The 24252-nt window shown below is 31.6% G+C and carries 27 protein-coding genes; 26 read left to right on the plus strand and 1 reads right to left on the minus strand.

Annotated elements, in window-relative coordinates; genetic code table 11:
• Window positions 1–11 precede the first annotated feature (11 nt).
• The 26 genes from E0K96_RS05080 to E0K96_RS05205 all read left to right on the plus strand — a co-directional run bounded on the left by E0K96_RS05080 (window position 12) and on the right by E0K96_RS05205 (window position 22628).
• The gene (locus tag E0K96_RS05080; RefSeq protein ID WP_168081662.1) at window positions 12–1133 is read left to right on the plus strand and encodes a hypothetical protein; all 1122 of its coding nucleotides are present in this window, start codon (window positions 12–14) and stop codon (window positions 1131–1133) included.
• A 1-nt stretch (window position 1134) separates the two neighbouring features.
• Window positions 1135–2643: an amino acid adenylation domain-containing protein gene (locus E0K96_RS05085; RefSeq protein ID WP_168081664.1), complete on the plus strand. Its 1509-nt coding sequence runs from the start codon at window positions 1135–1137 to the stop codon at window positions 2641–2643.
• Window positions 2636–3817 (plus strand): diaminopimelate decarboxylase family protein, encoded by a 1182-nt coding sequence (locus E0K96_RS05090; protein ID WP_087936315.1) that lies wholly within the window; start codon window positions 2636–2638, stop codon window positions 3815–3817. Before E0K96_RS05085 ends, E0K96_RS05090 begins: the two co-directional genes overlap by 8 nt.
• A 4-nt stretch (window positions 3818–3821) precedes the next feature.
• Complete coding sequence (locus E0K96_RS05095; protein ID WP_087297983.1) at window positions 3822–4049, plus strand: phosphopantetheine-binding protein; 228 nt, start codon at window positions 3822–3824, stop codon at window positions 4047–4049.
• A gap of 28 nt (window positions 4050–4077) precedes the next feature.
• Window positions 4078–4470, plus strand: coding sequence for a DUF5301 domain-containing protein (locus tag E0K96_RS05100; RefSeq protein WP_168081666.1), 393 nt, complete (start codon window positions 4078–4080; stop codon window positions 4468–4470).
• A 122-nt stretch (window positions 4471–4592) separates the two neighbouring features.
• Window positions 4593–5348, plus strand: a complete 756-nt coding sequence (locus E0K96_RS05105; protein WP_168081668.1) for a MurR/RpiR family transcriptional regulator — start codon at window positions 4593–4595, stop codon at window positions 5346–5348.
• A 9-nt stretch (window positions 5349–5357) separates the two neighbouring features.
• On the plus strand, window positions 5358–6374 hold the full coding sequence (locus tag E0K96_RS05110; RefSeq protein WP_168081670.1) for a CapA family protein: 1017 nt from the start codon (window positions 5358–5360) through the stop codon (window positions 6372–6374).
• Window positions 6375–6465: 91 nt separating this feature from the next.
• Entirely contained in the window at window positions 6466–7878 is a 1413-nt protein-coding gene (locus tag E0K96_RS05115) for an ROK family protein (protein ID WP_168081672.1), read from the plus strand.
• A 62-nt stretch (window positions 7879–7940) separates the two neighbouring features.
• A complete protein-coding gene (gene fmt / locus E0K96_RS05120; RefSeq protein ID WP_168081674.1) occupies window positions 7941–8891 on the plus strand; it encodes a methionyl-tRNA formyltransferase in 951 nt (316 codons plus the stop codon).
• Window positions 8892–9147: 256 nt separating this feature from the next.
• Window positions 9148–9645 (plus strand): GyrI-like domain-containing protein, encoded by a 498-nt coding sequence (locus E0K96_RS05125; protein ID WP_168081676.1) that lies wholly within the window; start codon window positions 9148–9150, stop codon window positions 9643–9645.
• Window positions 9646–9761: 116 nt separating this feature from the next.
• Window positions 9762–10403, plus strand: coding sequence for a helix-turn-helix domain-containing protein (locus E0K96_RS05130; RefSeq protein WP_168081678.1), 642 nt, complete (start codon window positions 9762–9764; stop codon window positions 10401–10403).
• A 3-nt stretch (window positions 10404–10406) separates the two neighbouring features.
• Complete coding sequence (locus tag E0K96_RS05135; RefSeq protein ID WP_168081680.1) at window positions 10407–11708, plus strand: pyrimidine-nucleoside phosphorylase; 1302 nt, start codon at window positions 10407–10409, stop codon at window positions 11706–11708.
• 73 nt (window positions 11709–11781) lie between these two features.
• Complete coding sequence (locus tag E0K96_RS05140; RefSeq protein WP_168081682.1) at window positions 11782–12633, plus strand: Cof-type HAD-IIB family hydrolase; 852 nt, start codon at window positions 11782–11784, stop codon at window positions 12631–12633.
• Between the two features lie 277 nt (window positions 12634–12910).
• Window positions 12911–13663, plus strand: a complete 753-nt coding sequence (locus E0K96_RS05145; RefSeq protein ID WP_087243301.1) for a MurR/RpiR family transcriptional regulator — start codon at window positions 12911–12913, stop codon at window positions 13661–13663.
• A 12-nt stretch (window positions 13664–13675) separates the two neighbouring features.
• A complete protein-coding gene (locus E0K96_RS05150; protein WP_168081684.1) occupies window positions 13676–14482 on the plus strand; it encodes a Cof-type HAD-IIB family hydrolase in 807 nt (268 codons plus the stop codon).
• Between the two features lie 57 nt (window positions 14483–14539).
• Window positions 14540–14920, plus strand: coding sequence for a methylglyoxal synthase (gene mgsA, locus E0K96_RS05155; protein ID WP_168081686.1), 381 nt, complete (start codon window positions 14540–14542; stop codon window positions 14918–14920).
• Window positions 14917–15591 carry a TIGR00266 family protein gene (locus tag E0K96_RS05160; protein WP_168081688.1) on the plus strand — a complete coding sequence of 225 codons (675 nt, stop codon included), beginning with the start codon at window positions 14917–14919 and terminating at the stop codon, window positions 15589–15591. The genes mgsA and E0K96_RS05160 overlap by 4 nt, the downstream gene beginning before the upstream one ends.
• Before the next feature lie 3 nt (window positions 15592–15594).
• Entirely contained in the window at window positions 15595–16524 is a 930-nt protein-coding gene (locus E0K96_RS05165; protein ID WP_168081690.1) for a DUF1848 domain-containing protein, read from the plus strand.
• Window positions 16525–16635: 111 nt separating this feature from the next.
• On the plus strand, window positions 16636–17781 hold the full coding sequence (locus tag E0K96_RS05170; RefSeq protein ID WP_168081692.1) for a D-alanyl-D-alanine carboxypeptidase family protein: 1146 nt from the start codon (window positions 16636–16638) through the stop codon (window positions 17779–17781).
• A gap of 129 nt (window positions 17782–17910) precedes the next feature.
• Window positions 17911–18252, plus strand: a complete 342-nt coding sequence (locus E0K96_RS05175) for an STAS domain-containing protein (protein ID WP_168081694.1) — start codon at window positions 17911–17913, stop codon at window positions 18250–18252.
• The gene (gene spoIIAB / locus E0K96_RS05180) at window positions 18249–18680 is read left to right on the plus strand and encodes an anti-sigma F factor (RefSeq protein ID WP_087243294.1); all 432 of its coding nucleotides are present in this window, start codon (window positions 18249–18251) and stop codon (window positions 18678–18680) included. The genes E0K96_RS05175 and spoIIAB overlap by 4 nt, the downstream gene beginning before the upstream one ends.
• Window positions 18667–19392, plus strand: coding sequence for a SigB/SigF/SigG family RNA polymerase sigma factor (locus E0K96_RS05185; protein WP_087243293.1), 726 nt, complete (start codon window positions 18667–18669; stop codon window positions 19390–19392). Before spoIIAB ends, E0K96_RS05185 begins: the two co-directional genes overlap by 14 nt.
• A gap of 29 nt (window positions 19393–19421) precedes the next feature.
• The gene (lepB, locus tag E0K96_RS05190; RefSeq protein WP_087298115.1) at window positions 19422–19922 is read left to right on the plus strand and encodes a signal peptidase I; all 501 of its coding nucleotides are present in this window, start codon (window positions 19422–19424) and stop codon (window positions 19920–19922) included.
• A gap of 27 nt (window positions 19923–19949) precedes the next feature.
• Window positions 19950–20447: a hypothetical protein gene (locus E0K96_RS05195; protein WP_168081696.1), complete on the plus strand. Its 498-nt coding sequence runs from the start codon at window positions 19950–19952 to the stop codon at window positions 20445–20447.
• A gap of 96 nt (window positions 20448–20543) precedes the next feature.
• Window positions 20544–22298 (plus strand): phosphoenolpyruvate carboxykinase, encoded by a 1755-nt coding sequence (locus E0K96_RS05200; protein WP_168081698.1) that lies wholly within the window; start codon window positions 20544–20546, stop codon window positions 22296–22298.
• Window positions 22299–22343: 45 nt separating this feature from the next.
• Window positions 22344–22628 carry a hypothetical protein gene (locus tag E0K96_RS05205; protein ID WP_168081700.1) on the plus strand — a complete coding sequence of 95 codons (285 nt, stop codon included), beginning with the start codon at window positions 22344–22346 and terminating at the stop codon, window positions 22626–22628.
• Window positions 22629–22703: 75 nt separating this feature from the next.
• Here the strand turns inward: E0K96_RS05205 and gdhA are convergent, their stop codons facing one another.
• Window positions 22704–24047, minus strand: coding sequence for an NADP-specific glutamate dehydrogenase (gene gdhA, locus E0K96_RS05210; RefSeq protein ID WP_087243289.1), 1344 nt, complete (start codon window positions 24045–24047; stop codon window positions 22704–22706).
• Window positions 24048–24252 lie beyond the last annotated feature (205 nt).

Raw genomic sequence — 24252 nt, forward strand, 5'->3', positions numbered from 1 at the left:
GGAGGAATTATATGACAAAATTTCAGAAATTCAAAATCTTTATTATGACAATCCTCATTGCAGGTCTGGTCTGTGGGATGAATTTTGTAATGTGTCGTCAGGCATATAGTTCTGATGCTGTACGTGTCAAAAACTTCTATAAGCTAGAAAACAATAGTCTTGATATGGTCATGATAGGAGCCAGTACAACATTTACGAATTATTCTGCTCCTCTAGCATTTAAAGAGTTTGGGTATACGAGTTATTCTCTTGGAACAAATGGTGCTCCTATGGGACTTGCAAAATCAATGCTGATTGAAGTTTTAAAGACTCAAAATCCTAAAGTGATTATTATTGATATTAATGGCATATTATATGATGATAAGTTTGAAAGCAAGGAAGGATCTTTGAGAGCATGGATTGATAATATGCCTTATTCTCAAAATAAGATAAAGACAATTCAAGAGCTGGTTCCTGAAGATGATCGGTTGTCTTATTATGTTCCATTTTTAAAATATCATTCCAATTGGGCAAAATTCAAAGATAATGTCAATGCCAGTATAGATGAATTAACGCATCATGATGATATTCATTTATCTTCAATGGGTATTCAAGGAACAGCTCAAATTACACCACAAAAATCTCCTATTCCTATTAAAACACATACGCAAGAAAGACCCATGTATCGTTTATCAGGACTGCATCTCAAAGAGTTATTAGACTATTGTCAAAATCATGGTTTAAAAAATATTTTATTTACCAATATGCCACGTTATTATTCAAAAAAAATGATACCAGAACGTGAACGTAATAACGCTGCAAAAGCTTTGATACATCAATATGGTTATGAGTATATAGATATGGATGATTATGTTGATGAGATTGGCTTAAATCCACAGACAGATTTTTATAATCAGAATCATTTGAATATTTATGGTCAAAAGAAACTAACGATGTATTTAGGAAAACGATTGAATGAAAAGTATCATTTATCAGATACTCAACATGATGAGAAGATCATTCAACGTTATCAACAGGAAGTGACAGCTTATGAAAAAATATATAAATGGGCAGATGAGCAGATTCGTTTAGGAAAGAAGAGAAGATATAACTATAAAGAAGTTAAAGAAATTATAGAGAAACAGGAGATATAAAATGTATAATGTTTTAGATTATTTAAAAGAGAGTGCCAGAAAATATCCTGATAAGGTTGCTTTTGCAGATATAGATCAATCAATAACATATGAAGAGCTATACAGAAAAGCACAGGAGATTGGTAGTGCATTAGCTTCAAAGATTTCAATAGGGCAGCCAGTTCCTATTTTTATGGAAAAGAGTGTAGATACGATTTGTCTGTTTTTTGGTGTCGTTTATGCTGGTGGATTTTATGTTTTGCTGGATATGAAACAACCCCAAACAAGATTAAATCATATTATGAAGACGTTAGATTCAAAAATGATAGTGACATCTCAAAAATATATAGAGGTACTCAAAAAGAAACAAATGGAAAGTGATGTTATCTTATTAGAAGATTTATACGGACATGTTAATCTAAAAAAGTTAGATAGTATTGCGAGTCAGCATACGGATACAATGCCGTTATATACAATTTTTACATCAGGTTCTACCGGTATTCCTAAAGGTGTATGTGTTGCACATCGTAGTGTGATTGATTTTATCGAAACATTTACCGAAACATTTCATATTAATGAAAATGATGTTATTGGGAATCAGGCTCCCTGGGACTTTGATGTCTCCGTCAAAGATATTTATTCAACAATCAAAACGGGAGCAACTATGCAAATTATACCAAGGCAATATTTTTCAATACCAACTCAATTGTTAGATTTTTTATGTGAAAGAGAAGTCACAACAATTATTTGGGCTGTATCAGCTGTTTGCATTATTTCAACTTTGAAAGGGTTTGAATATAAAGTACCTCATAAGATATCTAAAGTAATGTTTAGTGGTGAAGTCATGCCAATGAAACAGCTTCGTATCTGGCAGTCTTATTTACCAGATACAATGTATGTTAATTTATATGGGCCAACAGAAATCACATGTAATTGTGCTTATCATATAATAAGTCAAATGGATCAGGATGATGTCATTCCTATTGGAAAAGCATTTCAAAATGAAAAAGTCTTTCTTTTGGATGAACACAATCAGGAAGTGATAATACCAGATGTCTTGGGTGAAATCTGTGTCAGTGGAACTGCCGTCAGTCTAGGATACTACAACAATCCACAACAGACACACCAGGCTTTTTGTCAAAATCCTCTGAATCCTTATTATCGAGAAATCATTTATCGTACTGGTGATTTAGGTTATTACAACAAACAAGGTGAATTATGTTTTGCCTCACGTAAAGATTTTCAGATTAAACATATGGGACATAGAATTGAGCTGGGTGAAATTGAAAAGGCCATGCAACATGTTGAAACGATTCAAAGAGCTTGTTGCCTTTATGAAAATCATAAAATCATTGCTTTCTATGATGGTGATATTGAACGTCGTGAATTGACACGTGTTTTAAAAAAAGAATTACCTGCCTTTATGATTCCTAATGTTTTTTATAAGGTTCATGGGTTCCCTCTCACAAAAAATGGAAAGATTGACAGACAGAAATTAAAATCAATGATGAAGGAGGATTGCAATGTTTAAACCACAGTATCAGGATGTTATCACAGATTTAGCAACACCAGCATATGTATTTGACATAGATGTTTTACAAGAAAGAATAGAGTTTATTCAAGGCATATTAGGAAAGAATATACAGTTATGTTATGCTATGAAAGCTAATCCCTTTGTGATTAAAAGTATTGAGGGGATCATTGATTGTTATGAAGTCTGTTCTCATGGTGAATTTGAAATTTGTAAAAGGGCAGGCATACCTATGGAAAAAGTCGTCTTATCGGGTGTATATAAAAACGCTGATGATATTTTAAAGGTTATGAAGACATATCGTGATTGTCTTGTTTATACAAGTGAATCTGTACATCAGTTTACTATGATACATGAAATAGCTAAAAAATTGGATTGTCAGGTACCAGTATTACTGAGAATAACAACAGGGAATCAGTTTGGTATGTCAGAAAAAGAGATATGTCATCTCATTGAGTCTCGCCAACAATATTCTCATGTTGAAATTGTTGGAATTCAACATTTTTCTGGAACTCAAAGAAAAAAATTAAAGTTATATGAACAAGAACTCAAATATGTTGATACACTTTTACAGCGATTAGAAAAAGAGTATGGATATGTTGCAAAAAAATTGGAGTTTGGACCGGGCTTCTATGTGGAATATTTTCATGGAAGTCAGGTCTATGATGAAGTCGAACTTCTCCAAGGTTTTAAAGAACTTTTAGAGGGACTTCATTTTCAAGGGCAGATTATTTTGGAATTAGGAAGATTTATTGCAGCTAATTGTGGACAATATTATACCGAGATTGTTGATTATAAAGTCAATCAGGTTCCCTATTGCATTGTTGATGGTGGGATGCATCAGATAACATATTATGGTCAGATGATGGCTATGAAAATTCCACATTATCGTCAAATCAAAAAAGAAAAGGGAAATGGTCAAATTATTCAATGTCATGTGTCCGGGTCTTTGTGTACAATCAATGATAATCTGGTTAAGGCTTTACCTTTAGAGAATCCACAGATTGGAGATATTTTAGAATTTCAACGAGTAGGTGCATATGCAATGTGTGAAGGTATATCGCTCTTTTTAAGCCGTGATTTACCAAGTATTTATCTTTATTCAAAACAGAATGGATTATGTTTACAACGTAGTCGTTTTGAAACAAATATATTAAATTACAAAGGAGAATAAGAAAATGGAAAAATTATTAGAATTATTAGAAGAAATTGATGGTGATATTGATTTTAGAGAATGTCAGACATTGATTGATGATGGTGAATTGGATTCATTTGCAATATTAGAAATTGTAGCTGAAATCAATGATACGTTTGATGTTCAGATTGGAGCTTCAGATATCGTTCCAGAAAACTTTAATTCAGCAGAAGCTATGTGGAAAATGATACAAAGATTAAAAGATGAATAGAAAACATGTACATATTTATAAAAAAAGAATGAAAGCAGCAGCAATTATAATGCTTATTATTGGCATTTTATATGGAATGTATATATCTAGAACCACTTATCAGATTGAGGTTCCTCAACTAAAAAAAATAAAAAGTATCGTTTTAATTCAAAAAAAGACCATTCAGGAATTGACCGATCAAGATGCAATAGCTGATATTGCTACTCTCTTGAAAGGGAAAAAAACTCAACAAGAGAGTATTAATAATACTCCTTTCAATGTTAGTCAAAAGATTAGACTTGAGTTTCATTCAAAATATGGTGGCATAACCTTTATCTATCTTTATAAGAAAGATAATCAATATTATATAGAGGAACCTTACAATGGTATTTATCAGATGAGTAAGGATGAATATAACAGTATTACTCGTTATCTTAGATAAGAGTAGTGTGTATGTTAGAGGCATGAGTGCCTCTTTTTGTATGGATTGATTTATTTTATAGTGGGAGAAATATTAGTTTTCATTCTTGTTTTGTTGTATAATAGAAAAAAGGGGTGGAAAGGATGGAAATATTAATATCACGTATTTTAAAATATTTAAATGGTTGCTTAAATGATGATCATATGTATCGTATTGGTAGCTTTGTGGTTAAACATTATAATGAAATCTGTCAATATGATTTAGAACAATTTATCAAATCATCAAAGTGTTCTAAAGAAGAAGTGCAAGACTTTTTTTATCATCTTGGATTTCATTCTTATGAAGAGTTTCATCAACAGCTTATCATTGATAAACAAATTCGTTTGGACCAGATCAACGCCAGAATGTTACATACTTCTGTAGATAAGTTTTTATCACATTTAAACATTAAATTTTCTAAAGAAGAGTTTTTACATACCATTGATCAGATTTGTGATTTGATTTTTCATGCAAAAAGAGTTGTCATTGTGGGAGCACTATATCCAAGCAGTATTGCGGTTGATTTTCAGACCGATTTGATTACATTGGGAAAAGAAGTAATCGAATATCATCATTTTGATAAAAGTTTTACATTTTCTGAAGATGATGTTGTCATCTTTATAACAGCTACTGGACGTACAATGGAAAACAATGCTAAAAAGATGGTGAAACAACATTTATGTGATGCTTATGTTGTTTTAGTGACACAAAATACAAAATATATTCAATTCGAAAATGTCTGTCCTGATTACGTTGTTCATGTTTTAGGAACATTTGATGGTTTGGAATTTAGCTATCAGACAATGATGATTTTAGATTTATTAAGAATCAGATATTATCAAAAATTTTATGAAGAATAAGTGAGAGTTATGAAAAAAAGAGTACAGTATTTTTTAGCATTAACAACTGTCTTAATGATGACAGCTTGTCAAAGTCAACAACAGACATCACAAGTTGATGAAGAAAAGCAAGTAGAAATTCAAGAACCTGAAGTAAAGAAGACAGAAATAACTTTATCATTTGTTGGTGATATCACTTTAGGAAATTATATTGGACAGGGTTATGAAGGATCTTTTGATCAGGAATATGAAAAACAGAATCAAGATAGTGCTTATTATCTCAAGAATGTTAAAGATGTTTTTGAAAAAGATGATTTAACGATTGCCAATCTAGAAGGTCCACTCACAACAAGCCAAGATTATGCTGAGAAAACTTTTGTTTTTCAGGGGAAACCTGAATATGTTGATATATTGGCTGATGGTGATATTGAGGCTGTGACATTAGCTAATAATCATTCTAAAGATCATTTTGAACAAGGTATGACAGATACTAAGGCAGTTTTGGATGAAAAAGGAATCAGGCATTTTGGCTATGATGAAAGTTGTATGATGGATGTGAAAGGAATTCAAGTGGGATTTTTAGGTTATGCTTTTCCATATGAACTCACTGCAGAAATGAAAAAAGCAATAAGTGATTTAAAAGCTCAATGTGATATTGTGGTTGTTTATTATCATTGGGGTATTGAACGTGATAAGGCACCAATGGAATCACAACGCAGTTTAGCTAAACAGACTATTGATGCTGGAGCAGATTTAATTATTGGTTCTCATCCTCATGTCTTACAGGGAATTGAAACATATAAGGGTAAGAAGATTGTTTATAGTTTAGGGAATTTTTGTTTTGGTGGGAATAAAAATCCTAGTGATAAAGATACAATGATTTATCAGCATACATTCTCATTTGAAAATAACGAATTGGTTCAAGAAGAACATGAAGTCATTCCATGTATGATTTCATCTGTATCATCACGTAATAATTATCAGCCAACAATTGTAGAGGGTGATGATGCCAGTCGTGTTTTAGAAAAAGTGAATGAAATCAAATAGCATGAATTCATGCTATTTTTTGCTTAAGGGTTTTATTTGATGGTGGTGAATGATACAATATTATTAACAAATATCAAGGTGAGGAAAATATATGGATACTAAGAAAAAGGAATTGGATTTTGATTTTCAATCATGGATTAAAGAACAATATAATGATGATTATCAGATTGTAGAAGATAATGAATCTTTAATCAGATTAGTTACGGATTATGGTGAAGCTTCTATTCGTTTTACTGTTATTGAACAAAGTACAATTGTAGAGTTCTCTATTGTTTCTAAAAAAGATGATTCAGTGAAATTCTATCTTCATTTTGAGTTGAATGATGAGAATCATGCAAAACAATTATATGATGAAATGGTAGAAACATTAGTTGGCTTAAAAAATGAAAAAACTTTACAAGTTCTTTTATCATGCTCATCTGGTTTGACAACGTCTATGTTTGCAGAAAACTTAAATAGTGTGGCAGGAATGTTAGGGTTGGATTATCATTTTGATGCTGTTTCTTATTTAAGTATTTATGAAGAAGTTGAAAAATATGATGTGGTTTTGATTGCACCACAGATTGGTTATATGTTGAATCGTTTAAAAGAAAGTTTAACAGATAAATTAGTCCTTCAGATTCCCACAACTGTTTTTGCTTCATATGATGCTCCAGGGGCTTTAAGATTTCTACAAAATGAACTTGAAGAGTATTATACTAACAAAACACAGGAAGTTCAAAAACATCATACGCATTGTATAGAATATGAAAATCGTATTTTATCTATTGTGATTTCTAATAATAAGGCACAAACAAGAATTTATTATCGTTTGAGTGATCATTGTGAAATTATTGATCATAATATGATTATCAAACCTTCTTTAAATGTTTATGATCTTTATGATATTATTGATACTGTTTTATTAAAACATCAATATGTGGATATGATTGGTATTGCAACACCAGGGATTGTTAAAGATGATCAACAGTTAAGAAATTCACCTGATGAAAAAATTCTGGATATAAAAAATGAATTTGAAAAGAAATATGGAATTAAAGTTTTAGTATGTAATAATGCCAATGCTGCAGTTGTGGGATTTTCTTTGGAACATCCTGAATATCAAAATATTATCTTTCACTCACAACCATTTGGTTTTGGTGTAGGAGGACAAGGTATTATTTCTCATGGTCAGATTGTGACAGGAAGAAATGGGGTTGCAGGAGAAGTCCGTTATTTTATTCATCGTATGCAATTTTCTGATGAATGTGCAAAACTGGCATGGACACAAGAAGGTGTATTAGAGCTTGTGACAAAATCATTATTACCTTCAATATGTATTATGGGACCTGAAGCAATTGCTGTGTACTCACCTATGACAAATGATATGAATGAAGTCAGAAATAAACTCTTATCATTTATTCCTGAAGATTATATGCCAGAGCTTTACTCTATTAAAGAAGTGAGTCCATATATGCTAGATGGTCTTACAAAACTATGTGTCAATGATTTAAAAAAGAATTAAAAAGATTGTATAAAATGGAAAAATAGCCTAATATTATAAGATAGTGAAAGTGAGTGAATGAAATGAGAGAAAGAATTGTATTTATGGGAACAGCATCATTTTCGTTGGCTGTTTTGAAAATGCTGATAGAAGAGGATTACAATATTGTTGGTGTTGTCACTCAGCCTGATCGTTATGTAGGGAGAAAAAAAGTTTTGACAATGCCAGATGTAAAAGTAGAAGCTTTAAAATATGATATTCCTGTTATTCAACCTGCACGTATTAAAGAAGATTACCAGGCAGTTGCAGATTTAAAACCTGATTTGATTATTACAGCAGCGTATGGTCAGATTGTACCACAGGCTGTTTTGGATATTCCTCGTTTAGGATGTATTAATGTCCATGCATCATTGTTACCATTATATCGTGGGGGTGCACCAGTACATCAGGCTATTATTGATGGACAAGAGAAAACAGGTGTCACAATTATGTATATGGTCAAAAAAATGGATGCTGGAGATATGATTGCCCAAAAAGAAACACCTATCTTAGAAGAAGATACAGTAGGTATTTTATATGATCGTTTAAGTGATTTAGGTGCAGAATTATTAAAAGAAACATTACCAGATATTTTAAAGGGAATAAATCAACGTATACCTCAAGATGAAAATCTAGTGACTTATGCGCCTACTCTTTCTAGAGAAGATGAACGTCTTGACTGGAATATGTCTGCTAGACAAGTTTATAATAAAGTTCGTGGAACAAATCCATGGCCAGGAAGTTATACAACTTATCAGGGAAAGACTGTTAAAATCTGGGCAGGACACGTTCATCAATGTGAAAATGCGATGAAACATCATGCTCATCAGGACAATGGAACGATTGTCAAGATTTTTAAAGATGCTATTGGAGTTAAAGTGAATGATGGCGTTTATCTGATTACGGAATTACAATTAGAAGGTAAAAAAAGAATGTCTGTTAAAGATTATTTAAATGGACATTGCATTTTTGAAGTCGATACAAAGTTTGAATAAAACTTTGTATTTTCTTTATAAAGAACTTTAATATTAATGAAGATCATAAAAGGGAAAAGAAGTACTATTTATTTTGATTTAGAATAAATCTATATATGGATTTTTTATGGGGAGATGATTCAATAGTAAAAAACTTTTCAAATCAATAGATAACTTTCTATTTTTTATTTCATTTTTATGATATTCTATTTTTAAGAGAAGTTATTGCATAAGAAGGCAACAATGTTTTAACAATGACCATTCAAGGAGGAAACATATGGATTATAAAATAGTTCAAAAAGAAGCATTTCGTTTTGTAGGAGTCAGTAAACGTGTATCACTTCAATTTGAAGGTGTGAATAACGAAATTGTACAATTAGCAAGTGAAATAACAGAGGAACAAAATAGAGAGTTGCATCTACTACAAAATATGGAACCGTATGAAATTGTGAATGTCTCTTATGATTCTGATACTGATTTTCTTGAAGAAAAAGGACAACTGACACATATGATAGGCGTTTTAACAACATGTGTTGATATCAGTGAACAATTAGACCAGTTTTCAGTTCCTCCACTTACATGGGCAGTATTTCCAAATGAAGGACCATTCCCATCAACTTTGCAAGACACAATGGCAAGCATTTATGCTAAGTGGCTTCCAACTTCTGATTATGAACTGGCATATTCATTATCATTTTCTTTTACAAAAATGGATGAACATCAAGATCATTATGCCTACAGTGAGGTTTGGATTCCTGTTCAATTGAAAAAATAAGAAAACAGAAAAGTTTAATCAGTTTATTGGAATAATGAACTTTTTTTATATGATTCTACTTTTACGTGGTGTCCTTTTTACCCATTTTCGTTATAATGAAGACAGGAGGAATCATTATGGATCAAAAGAAAATAGGATTATTCATAGCAACTTGTCGTAAGAAAAAAGGATTGACTCAAAAACAATTGGCTGAAAAACTTTCTGTTACAGATAAATCCGTATCTAAATGGGAAAGAGGCATTCATCTTCCTGATGCTTCACTTTATATCCCTTTATGTGAAATATTAGGGATAACTATAAATGAATTTTTCTTAGGAGAATATGAAACAGAACATCATGAAGTTGTTCCACAAGTTTTAAAAGAAGATTATCATAAGATGCAACGCAATGAAAGATGGAATATAGCTTTGTTTATTATTTCTATGTTAAGTGTATTTTGGATAACTTTTATCTGGCATATGGATTTAGGATGGTTAATGTTGGAAGAAGATTTGGCTCCATTTGCGAATATGTATTATTTGTCATATGGATATTGGTTGGCTTATTATCTTGTGTTTAAAAAGATTAAATTAGGATATGTTTTGATGTGGGCTATTTATTTTATTTTGGTAAGTGGACTTATTGCATTTTTTGGTTATGAATGGAATCGTATGCTTATTCATATTGATTTTTGGATAAATAGTGCATTCACAATCTGGGGAGTGTATAATGGAGATATAAGATTTTTTAATCTTTTAAAAAAGAAAAGTGAGGAATAAAATATGCGAATGGTTGATTTGATTGAAAAGAAAAAAGATGGATTCAAACATACTCCAGAAGAGATTCACTTTATTGTAGCAGGTTATACAAAAGGTGATATACCTGATTATCAGATGAGTGCATGGTTGATGGCCGTTTGTTTTCAAGGCTTAGATAAAGAAGAAACAGCTATTTTAACCAAAGAGATGATGCATAGTGGTGATGTCATTGATTTAAGTCGTATTCAAGGAATCAAAGTTGATAAACATAGCACTGGCGGTGTTGGTGATAAAACATCTTTGGTTTTAGGACCGATTGTGGCAGCCTGTGGAGTACCAGTAGCTAAAATGAGCGGAAGAGGATTAGGACATACTGGTGGAACATTGGATAAATTAGAATCTATACCGGGACTTCATATTATGATTGATGAAGAAGATTTTGTGAAGCAGGTTAATGATTGTGGATTGGCGATTATTGGACAGAGTGGGCATTTAGATCCTGCTGATAAAAAAATGTATGCTTTACGTGATGTTACCGCAACTGTTTCCTGTATTCCATTAATTGCATCTTCTATCATGTCTAAAAAACTGGCAGCTGGCAGTGATGCGATATTGTTAGATGTCAAATATGGTGATGGTGCCTTTATGAATACAATTGAAGAAGCTAAAGAATTGGCACGTACAATGATTGAAATTGGTGATTCGCTTGGCAAAGATACCAGAGCAACGATTTCTAATATGAGTCAGCCGTTAGGTTGTGCGATTGGTAATATTCTGGAAGTGAAAGAAGCAGTTGATACATTAAATGGAAATGGTCCGGAAGATTTATTGGAGCTATGCTTACAGGCCGGAAGTCATATGTTAATTCAGGCTCAAAAAACTGATTCTCTCATTACCGCAAGAAAAATGCTTGAAGATGCTATTGAAAGTAAAAAAGCACTTCGTACATTATGTGCTATGGTGAAAGCACAAGGTGGCGATGATGCCTTTATCAGACATCCAGAAATGTTTCCTAAAGCGAAAGAAGTGATTCCTGTTTATAGTCAAAAAACAGGATATGTCAAAGATTTAAAAGCAAAGCCTTTAGGAATAGTGAGTATGAAACTAGGTGGAGGACGTGAAAAAACTGATGATGACATTGATTATAGTGTTGGTTTAGTTCTTCATAAAAAAATAGGGGATTTTGTAAAAAAAGGTGAAGTGTTAGTTGAAGTTCATACAAATACGGGTTTGAGTCAGGAGCTTGAAACTGAGATTTTCAATGCTTATGATTTTTCAGATGAATTTGTTGGAAAGCCACAACTTATTGATGAAGTTTTGTCATAATTATTTTCAAAAAGTGATATTTTTATATGTGATGTTGAAAAATGATGTATAATAATATGCGGTGGTGAAAATAATGGGAAAATTTTTATTTTTTGATATTGATGGGACATTAGTAGGAAAATCTAAAATGGTAACAGAGAAAACAAAGTTGGCCATTCAAAATGCAAGACAAAATGGACATCGTGCTTTTCTTTGTACAGGGCGTGCTCCAACGTCTATTGTAGGGGATATTCGCAATATTGAATTCGATGGTGCTATTTGTAGTGCTGGAGGATTTGTCATTGTGGATGGAGAATATATTTTTGAAAACTTTATGAATCAATATATTTTATCTGAAGTCATGACTTTATTCATTAACAATCATATTTTATTTACATTAGAAACAAAAAAAGCTTTATATCAGACACCAGGTGTGAATGAATTTTTTGATCAGAAACATCAAAAAGATTGTGAAAACAATCTTGAATTAATGCGCTTTTTTCAACTCAGACGTATGGGTGAAAATCGTTTGCCAATTAAAGACTTTAATATTTTAACCACAGGTGTCACAAAAGTGTGCTTTATTGCTCCAAATAAACAAAGTTTTTATGACTGTGTACCATTTTTAGAAGAATTCTTTAATATTGTGACTTTTTCAAAAGAAGAAGATGATTTTATCAATGGTGAAATTATTTTAAAACATTGTACAAAAGCTGATGGTATTTTAAAGGTTGTGAATCATTTTCATGGTCAGATGAAAGATACAATTGGTTTTGGTGATAGTATGAATGATTATCAGATGCTTCAGGAAGTTGATACAGGTGTTGTTTATGAAGGAGCATCAGATAATTTAAAAGCCTTAGGAAAGTATTTCTTCACTGATCCTGATGCTGATGGTATTTATAAAGTGATGAAAGAAATGCATTTGATTGATGAAAATCTTTGATTTCAATATAATGTTGTATGAGTTTGAATATGTCAAATATATTCAAACTTTTTTGTTAAAAAGAATCATTATGATATTGAATTGATGATGAAAATATTTTTTCATTAATTTAATAAATTTAATGATTTTTATGAAAAAATATATCTATAAGACTAGAAAAAAAGTTTTTTTTTCTATATCTTTGATAAAATAAAAGTAACTTCTATCTATTTGAGAAAAAAAGACTTTAAAATGGGAAAAAGTTTTATAATAAAACTATATGGAAGGAGGAGCATATATGGATATTGTTTTATCAAGAATTTTAAAGTATTTAAATGGATGTTTAGATGATGACCATATGTATCGCATTGGATTGTTTATTGTTCATCATTATGTGGAGATGGAAGATTATTCTTTACAAAGAGTCATGGAGGAAGGTCATTTTAGTGAAGATGAGATTTTAGATTTCTGTCGTCACTTAGGTTTCCAGACATATGAAGATTTTCAAGACGAACTGATTGCGGATTATATGCTTCGTGTTTCTCAGATTCGTGCACGTATGTTAGGTGTTTCTGCTGCTGGATTAATTGAACAATTAGATTCATCTTATGATAAAGAAAATCTTGTGAAGGAATTAGAATTAATCTGTGAACTTATATTTAAAAATAAACGTGTGATTCTTATTGGAGCTTTGTATCCAACAAGTATTGCTGTAGAGTTCCAGACGGATTTTATTACTTTTGGTAAAGAAGTGATTCAATATCATCATTTTGTGAAAGACTTTCAATTCCAAAAAGATGATGTCGTTATTTTTATGAGTGCAACAGGAAGAACATTGCATGATTATTTAAAAGAAAGTGCGCATCAAAATATCCAGGATGCTCAAATTGTGTTATTGACACAAAATGTTAAATATAAAAATAAAAATGATTTAGGAGCACAATATGTGATTCAAGTCCCAGGACGTTTTGATGGTATTCAATTCAATTATCAGATGATGATGATTTTTGATGTTTTACGTATTTATTATTATACAAAATATTATATTTAGGAGGTTTCATTTATGGATGTTAAAGCAATTATGTGTGATGTTGATGGAACATTATTAAATAGTCAAGGAATTGTTTCACAAAAGACAGTAGAAATGATTAAAAAAGCAAGAGAAAAAGGGATTTTATTTGGTTTATCAACTGGAAGAGATGTTCATAGTGTCAAAACGCTTTTAAAGACTTGGGGTATTGATGGTTTGGTAGATGCGATTGTAGGAACAGGTGGCGCTGAAATTTATGATTATACATTGCAGGTTGAAAAATCAAGTTTTCCATTGGATGGTGCCTTGATTCAAGATGTAATTCATCATTTTGAGGATATGGATGTCAATTTTGCAGTGCCATATCAAGGTGTGTTGTATGCACCAAAAGATGATGAACATATTCAGATGTTGTCAAAGGCAGATCGTGTTCCTTATAAAGTTGTAGATTTCGATGAATTTTTGAAAGAATCAAGACCAAAATTAATTATTATCTGTCATCCTGAAGACATGGATTCAGTTGTAGAAAGAAGTCAGACTTTTTCTAATGAAAAATATAAGTCTGCATCTTTAAAGACAGCGAGTGAATTATTTGAATATATGGATCCAAGAGTCACAAAAACACATGGATTACAGGAAGTTATGGCAATGCATGATATTTCAATGGAACAATTATGTACATTTGGAGATGCCGATAATGATTATGATATGACACTTCATGCTGGTGTGGGTGTTGTCATGGCGAATGGTAGTGACAAGACAAAGAGCGTTGCTGACTATATCACTGACGATAATGATCATGATGGTATTGGAAAATTTATTGAAAAATATATTTTATAAGCTTTCATTTTGATGAAGGCTTTTTTTCATGTATAATAAAAATAGGAGGTGATAGGGATGAATATAGCTTTGATAGCACATGATTCTAAAAAACAGGAAATGATTGAATTTGTGAAAAAACATGAAGCTTTTTTTAAACAGCATACACTGTTTGCAACAGGAACAACAGGACTTAAAATTATGGAAAATACAGATTTGAAAGTTCATCGCTGTTTATCTGGACCATATGGTGGAGATCAGCAGATTGGAGGATATGTGGGAGAAGGAAAAATGGATTTTGTCATTTTCTTTAGAGATCCTTTGACAGCGCAGCCACATGAACCAGATATTAATGCTTTAATGCGTGTTTGTGATGTGCATCAGGTTCCTCTAGCATCACATCAAAAAACAGCAGAACTAATTATTAAAACTTTAGAAAGTGAGGGAAGTATAGAATGAAGTATGAAATTCAAGGAACACCTTTTCCAGTTGTCATTTGTGAATTAGAAAAGGGAGAAAAAATGGTGAGTGATAGTGGAGCTATGGTTTGGATGGATCCATGTATGACGATGGAAACAACAAGCGGAGGTATAGGTAAAGCTTTTGGGAGAATGTTTTCAGGTGAAACAATGTTTTTAAATGTCTATCAGGCTAGAGAAGCTGGTAAAATTGCTTTTGGTTCTTCATTTCCTGGTGAAATTCGTAAATATGATATTGCACCTGGACAGGAAATTGTTGTACAAAAATCATCTGTTCTGGCATGTGAAGAAACAGTAGAAAGAAGTGTTTTCTTTAATAAAAAAGTATCTACAGGGCTTTTTAGTGGTGAAGGTTTTGTCATGAGTCGTTTATCGGGACATGGTATTGCATTTATTGAACTTGATGGCGCAACGGTTGAATATCAGCTGGAAGCAGGTCAACAATTGATTGTTGATTCAGGAAATCTGGCTATCATGGATGCGACGTGTCAATTAGCAATACAAAGTGTACCAGGCATGAAAAATAAATTATTAGGTGGCGAAGGTTTATTCAATACAGTGATTACAGGACCAGGACGTGTCGTTTTACAGACAATGCCAATATCAACAGTCGCCAATAGTATTATTCCTTTTATACCAACTGGTAAGTAGACGATGATTTTTAATGTAAGTGGTCGCACAGATATCGTTGCTTTTTATAGTGACTGGATATTTCAACGTATCAAAGAAGGATATGTCTATGTGAGAAATCCTTATTATCCAACCCAGATTACCAAATATTTGATTAATGAGGATGTTGTTGATTGTTTTATTTTCTGTACAAAAAATCCTCGTCCTATATTATCTCGTTTAGATAAACTGAAGCCTTATCCTTCTTTTTTCTATGTGACCATAACGCCTTATGGTCGCGATATAGAGCCTTATGTTCCTGATTATCAAAATGTCATATCAGACATTCAAAAGCTATCTCTTCAATTAGGAAAGCAAGCTGTTAGCATCAGATATGATCCTATTTTTATCAATCAGGAATATACAATAGAGAAGCATCTTTATTATTTTGAAGATATCCTTTCTCAGCTTCAAGGTTATGTTCATCATTGTGTGATCAGCTTTATTGATCTTTATCAAAAAACAAAAAGAAACTTTCCTGGTATTCAGGAAGTTCCTTTGTTTTGGCAACAACAGCTGGTAAAAGCTTTTGTACAGATTGCTAAAAAATATCAATTTCAGATTCAAATGTGTGCAGAACCATATGATTTTTCAGAGTATGGTGTTTCTCGTCAAAGTTGTTTGAATGCGAGAATACTCAAAGATATAACAGGATATGATTTTATATCTGTGTCTAGTCAGCCTTTAAGACAACATTGTCATTGTTATCCTAGTCGAGATATAGGGGAATATAATACATGCCCACATGGTTGTTTATATTGTTATGCAAATGAAAATAAGCAAAAAGTTATGGAAAACTATCAACTTCATGATCCTTTATCTCCATTGCTGATAGGACATGTTCATGAAGATGATATCATCAAGCAGGCTAAACAAAAAAGTTATAAACACAGACAATTATCTTTGGATATATAAAAAATGAATAAAGTGAATAGAATATGTTTTTTTGTTGAAGTAAGCATAAACAATCATTGTAAAAATGGACTGTTTTTCGCTTTTTTTCATATAATAAATTGAGGTGTTTTGATGATAAAAAAATGCTTGATTTGTTTATGTGTCTTTGTATTATGTCTCCAGATAACACCGGTTCATGGGGAAGAATTAAAATTAGCACCAAATGCTTCAGCATCATTATTAATGGAAGCATCTAGTCGACAGGTTCTTTATTCAAATCATGAAAAAGAAAAGCTTTTTCCAGCTTCTACCACAAAGATTATGACCATGATTTTACTTTTTGAAGCTATTGAAAAAGGCAGTTTAAAATGGGATGAAGAGTTGAGATGCAGCGCCTATGCAGCCAGTATGGGTGGTAGCCAGATTTACCTGGAAGAAGGAGAAAAAATGAGTGTCGCAGATTTGTTTAAAGCGATTAGTATTGCTTCTGCTAATGATGCCTGTGTGATGATTGGAGAACGTATTGCTGGAACGAATGATAATTTTGTGAAAATGATGAATGAAAAAGCGAAGGAACTCAAATTGGTGAATACTCACTTTGTGAATCCTACCGGTTTACATGATGATAATCATTATACATGTGCCTTGGATTTAGGAACAATGGCCGCCTATTTAATAGAAATGGGTGGAGAACGTTTATTACAGACAACTTCTTTATATGATAGTTACATCCGTGAAGATACTGCTCATAAGTTTTGGCTTGTTAATACGAATAAGTTATTGAAATCTTATCAGGGAGCTGATGGATTAAAAACAGGTTATACCAAAGAAGCAGGCTATTGCATTGTTTCAACTGCAAAAAGAAATGGTTTAAGATTAATAGCGATTGTTTTAAAAGAAAGTGATCCTAAAGTCAGAAATCAGGAAGTATCACAACTCTTGGATTATGGATTTTCTTTATACGAAAACATCACCTTATTTCAAAAAAATGATGTCATTGAAAAAGTTAATATTGATAATGCCCGTGTATCTCAAGTAGAAATCATAGCGAAAGATGATATTCAGTATGTTCAAGATAAAAATGATACGACCAAAGTCACTTATCAGATGAATTATACAAATCTTGTGCCACCATTAAAAAAAGGTGAAGTAGTTGGTCATCTGTTATTGATGCGTGGAGATGTTAATATTGGCTCTTTTGATGTCACTGTGAAAACGGATGTTGAAGCCTTGTCTTTTGTAGAAAAAGTCGTCAATCAACTCAAAGTTTTACTTTAAAAATCTATCTTGTGATGGATTTTTTATTTTGCATAAATATTCTAGTTTTGTTGAATAAGTTCTAGTTTTAGCGAAACGATTTTTTTTCATTTGGAATTGGTATATGATACCAAAGAAGGAGGAAGAGATATGGATAATCATATAGAGATTGAAAAAGCAAATTATCTGATTATTGTTCATTTTTATGGTGAAATTGATAGTGTTATGGCACCGGTTTATCGTGGACAGTTAAGTGATTTGATAGATGAGAGTGAAGAAGATGTGATTTTTGATTTTCAAAATACATCTTTTATAGATAGTTCAGGCATAGGACTTGTATTAGGACGTTATAATCAGTTGAAATTTGAACATCGTACACTGATTTTAACAGGATTAAATCCTGTAGCTTATCGTCTTTTTGAATTAACAGGAATGTTTCAGATTATGCCTTATTATGAATCAATAGAAAATTTAAAGGAGGGAACATTATGAATCAAATGGAAGTCAGTTTTAGCGCTATCTTGGATAATGAGAATTTTGCCAGAACAACGGTAGCGGCTTTTTTAACACCTTTAAATCCAACTATTGATGAAATTATTGAATGGAAAACAATTGTATCAGAAGCAGTCAGTAATGCTATTATTCATGGTTATAATCAAAATACAGAATGTTCTGTGGTTATGAAAATGAAGATTGATGGACGTCAGGTTCAACTGATTGTACAGGATTATGGTAAGGGGATTGAAAATTTAGAAGAAGTCAAAGCACCTTTTTATACAACTGCAAAAGACCTTGAACATGCAGGAATGGGATTAACCATTATTGAAACACTGGCAGATCAGTTAGAGATAGAAAGTGTTGTCAATATAGGAACAAAACTTATCATCACAAAAAGTTTAAAGAATCATGACACAATCTAAAACATTGGATCTTTTAAAAAAAGTCCGTTTAGGGGATGAACAGGCTAAAGAAGAGGTCGTTAAAGATAATTTAGGATTAGTTTGGTCAATTGTGCATAGATTTAAAAATAGTTATTATGATAAAGAGGATTTATTTCAGATTGGCTGTATTGGTTTGATGAAGGCTATTAATCATTTTGATACATCATATCAGGTCCAGTTTTCAACCTATGCAGTACCTATTATTATGGGCGAAATTAAACGCTATTTTAGAGATGATGGAACCATCAAAGTTTCTCGTTCTTTAAAAGAATTAAATATTAAAGTCACAAAAGCAAAAGAATACCTGCAAAGTCAAAACAATCAGGAACCAACGATTGAAGATGTCGCAAAGTATTTAGGTGTTGAACCACAGGACGTTGTAGAAGCCATAGATGCTTCTTATTATCCAACATCATTAAATGAACCAATTTATGAAAAAGATGGATCGACGATCAGTGTAGAAGATCGTCTGATTGATAAAAGTGATGAAATGTGGTTTGAAAAGATTGCTTTAGAAATGGAAATGGAAAAACTGGATGATAAAGAAAAAATGATTATTTATATGCGTTATCAATTGGATTATAATCAAGATAAAATTGCGAAATATTTAGGTATTTCTCAAGTACAGGTTTCTCGATTAGAAAAGAAAATTGTGACAAAATTAAGAACACGCTTAAAAGATGGAAAATAGTATGCTATAATACATCAGAGGCGAGAAAAATGGAAAAAAGTGATTTTAAAAAATCTTTATTAGAATATATCAAAGTCATTATTATAACAGTGGTTTTCACACTAGGTGTTCTATATTTTGTTCAAATATCAAGAGTTGTGGGTTCATCAATGGAGCCGACTTATCAAAATGGAAATATTATTTTGGTTGATAAATTCTTTTATAAAAGAGGGAAACCCTCTTATAATGATATTGTTGTTGTGAAGTATCATGTGGTTGAGGGTGAAGATCAGATTATTAAAAGAATTGTTGGGTTGCCAGGTGATCATCTTGAAATGAAAGATAATCAGCTTTATCGTAATGGTCAATTACTGAATGAAGATTATATCAATGGACCTATGGAAGGTAATGAAGATTTTTCTTATGATATTCCAGAAGGTAAGATTTTTGTGATGGGGGATAATCGTAATCACAGTGTTGACTCTAGAAATATAGGATATATTGATTTTGATGATCAGGTTGTTGGTCGTGTCTTTTTTAAGGTCTTTTGATAAGACCTTTTTCTTTTGGGAGGTTTTATGAAAAAATTAAGATATGAACGTGTATTATTAGTAGGTGTGATTTTATGTTTACTCATTGGAACGATTGGATATATGTATTGTCATCGAAGTCGTTATTATGAATATCAAGGAGCTATGACAACTTATATAGGCACATATCATAAAGATGAGAAAATCTATACATTTGATTTCAAAGGATTTCAAAAAGACAATCAATATTATTTGTCTCTCAATGATTTATATAACTGGTTTGTGATTCAAGATCAAAATGCCAAGGTCTATGTTGACTATGGTAAACATACGATGGTTTATCAATTACATGATGTGACTTATCATATTGATTTTGGAAGAGATGAAATCAGATATAATGGAAATTGTATAAATGTAAGTAAAAATAATCAACATATTTATATTTCTCATAAAAATATATACCTTTCTGTCTATTATATAGAAAAAATAATGTTAAAAAATGAAAATCAAATCAAAATAGAAAATAAAACCGCTATCATTTCATAAATTTTATGATTTTTGTAGTCAAGATGGCATTTTTTTGATAGAATTGATTCATATTTGAAAGATGGAAAAACATCTCTCAAAGGAAAGGGTGAAAATATGGCATATAAATTTAATATTACTCGTGGTAATGCAATTTTAAATTTTTCTGAAGAATTCTGTCAAAGTCGTTGTCAATTAATTGAAAGTGAGTCTTTTGCGAAAGTTTTAGAAAAATATATTAAACATATTAAAAGAACTGATACAACTATTTACGAATATTTACATGCTATTGAAGAAGATGATGTTGACTTATTAAGAAATTTAAGAGATGTTTTTAAATTATTATTAGTCATGTCAGTAGAAGAAGTTTGTGCTATGCGTTCTCAGACAAAAGCATATTTTAAAGATCGTGATATGTTTATTGCTTTGGTTGAAGATATTTATTTATTCTGGCGTCGTTTACAAAGATATGCAATTGTTTTTAATGAAACAAAAAGAGCAGGTTATCAAAATGTTCAGTTTGCAGATGCACAAAGTGAATTTGAAGAATTGGTATTAGAAGTTTATCGTTCTATTCAATCAGCGATTGGAAAGAAAGATAAAGTTTTACGTCAGATTACTGCAGGGGTAAATGCTGGTTTAGCTGTAACGCATATGCGACCATTTTTACCATATGAATATCGTAATTTAGATGAAATTCCATTTATTGAATCTGTTGTTATTCATCCACCATTTATTGCTTATTCTAAACGTAATAAACGTGATGGAGTCTTTCCAGAAATCAAAACAAATCCTATTGAAGATAAAAAGTTTGATGCAGAATCATGGTTATGTTATCCTGCAAAAGTAGGAGATTTGTTATGTTTTGTTTACTTTAACGTGAAATTTATGGCACAAGGTGTAACATTATGTAACTTGTTTGATTTGGCTGATGAATCTGAATATCGTAATCGTAAACCAGATTTAATTTATGTTTATGGTTATGAAGATGGTGAAATGAATCAGGCTTTCTATCAGGATGAATCTAATGATATGATTGTTGCTTTATTATCAGCAAGTGATGATTTTGATTATTTTGGATATATGAAAAAAATGTGTTTAACATTGCATAATGTTCAAAAGATTAATCATCGTGAATTACCAATCCATGGAGCTATGGTTAAAATGACACTTCATAATGGTGAAACAAAAAATATCGTTGTTATGGGTGATAGTGGAGCTGGTAAGAGTGAAACAATTGAACAGATTAAAGTGATTGGAGCTGCTTATATTACAGACTTAAAGACAATCTATGATGATATGGGAGTACTTTCACTTGGTGATAAAGGAAAAGTGAAGACTTCAGGAACTGAAATTGGAGCTTTTGTCAGATTAGATGACTTGGATGCAGGATATAGCTTTAAAGAATTAGACCGTTCAGTCTTTATGAATCCAGATAAAGTCAATGCACGTATTGTCATTCCAATTACAGACTATAAAGATGTTGTGGCAAAACATGATGTTGATTTGTTCTTATATGCAAATAACTATGATGAAGATGGTGAAGCATTAAGTTTCTTTGATACACCAGAAGAAGCTTTAGAAGTCTTCAGAGCAGGAAATCGTATGGCAAAAGGAACAACAACAGAATATGGACTTGTAGGAAGCTATTTTGCGAATCCATTTGGACCAGTTCAAAGAAGAGAACAGACTGAACCTATTTTACAGGATTATTTTAAAAGAATGTTTAAGCAAGGTGTAAAAGTTGGTCAGTTGCGTACACGTTTAGGTATTAAAGGAAACGAACATCAAGGACCAAAAGATGCAGCTATTGCCATTTTAAAATATGTAACAGGTGAGGAAGAATTAAAAGAATTACCTGTTGAAGAATAATAGGAAACAGCAATGTTTCCTATTTTTTAAAAGGAGGAAAAATATATGTGGATTATATTTGGAATATTAACTCTTATCATGACTTTATTGAATTTGTATATGTATAATGCTGGTAAGAATTATCATGTTTTTATGGCTCTTTCCTTATTCTTGATGGCATTGACACTTTGCGCTCAGTATCAAATGATAGCGTCTTGGAGTTTAGCAGGTGATTGGAGTGCTATTGCAGATGTTGCACCAACATTATCTATGATTCTATGGGTATTTGTAATAGGTTCTTTTGTGGTGAATGTCATACCATTATTATTAAGTTATCGTAAGAATCGTTAATAAGTATGATGCTTTATTTATGAAAATAAAAAAGATTGTCTAAATATCAATGATATCTTGACAATCTTTTTTTTATTAATAGATTCCTTGAGAAATCATAGCAGCTACAACTTTTTCAAATCCAGCAATATTAGCTCCTTTAATTAAGTCGTAACCTAAACCATATTTTTGAGCAGCTTTGACTGAAGAGTCATGAATATCAACCATGATATCATGTAACTTCTGATCAACTTCTTCAGCGCTCCAGCTATAACGCATAGAGTTTTGAGCCATTTCTAATGCAGATACAGCAACTCCACCAGCATTTGCTGCTTTTGCAGGTCCTAAAGTTCCACCATTTTCTAAGAAGTAAGTAATGGCTTCAGGTGTTGTAGGCATGTTAGCACCTTCAATAATATATTTCACTCCATTAGCAACCAACTGTTTAGCTTCTTCTAATCCAATTTCATTTTGTGTTGCACATGGGAAAGCCATATCAACTTTTAATCCCCATGGTTTTTCACCAGCATGGAATTCACATCCAAATTTTTCAGCATAATCTTTAAGTTTAACATCATTTGAACTTCTGATTTTTAATAAGAAATCAATCTTTTCATCAGTTGTAATTCCATCAGGATCATAAACATATCCATCTCTACCAGAAATAGATACCACTTTTGCGCCATATTCTCTGGCTTTTAAACATACACCCCAGGCAACATTTCCATAACCTGAACATGCAATTGTTTTACCTTCATAAGAATCATTAAAGTGTTTTAAAACTTCTTTACCATAATAAACAGCACCAAATCCAGTTGCTTCAGGTCGAATTAAAGATCCACCATATGGTAATGGTTTACCAGTTAAGACACCATTTTCATAGGCTCCTCTGATTCTTTTATATTGTCCATACATATATCCAATTTCTCTGGCACCTGTTCCAATATCCCCAGCAGGTACGTCAACGTCTGGTCCAATATGACGATATAATTCAGTCATAAATGATTGACAGAAACGCATGATTTCATTGTCTGATTTTCCTTGTGGATCAAAATCAGAACCACCTTTACCTCCACCAATTGGTAAAGTTGTTAATGAATTTTTAAAGATTTGTTCAAAACCTAAGAATTTAATAATTCCTAAATTAACAGATGGATGTAATCTTAAACCACCTTTATATGGTCCAATCGCATTTGAGAATTGAACACGATATCCTCTATTGACATGAACTTTTCCTTGATCATCTTGCCAAGGGACTTTGAACATAATGGCTCTATCAGGTTCTACCAATCTTTCTAAAATAGCCATATCCTCGTATTCAGGATGAGCTTCAATAACAGGTTCTAAGCTTTCCAAGACTTCTTCTACAGCTTGAATAAATTCAGGCTGATCAGCATTTTTTCTTTTTACATCTTCTAAAACTCTTTCAATATATTTCATAGTTTGAATCCTCCTTGAACTTATTATATACAATGATAAATAAAAAACAAGCATTTTAATAAAAAATTATTACATTTTTTGAAATTTAGATAAAATAATTCTTATTTTTTAGTATAAATAGAATTAAATGATGGATTTGTTTTGAAAATAATAATTTTTTATAATGTTATGAATAAAGTTTTCATTCTTTATAAAATATGTTAAA

The organism is Massilimicrobiota sp. SW1139 (assembly GCF_012027715.1).
Lineage (GTDB): Bacteria > Bacillota_I > Bacilli_A > Erysipelotrichales > Coprobacillaceae > Allocoprobacillus > Allocoprobacillus merdigallinarum.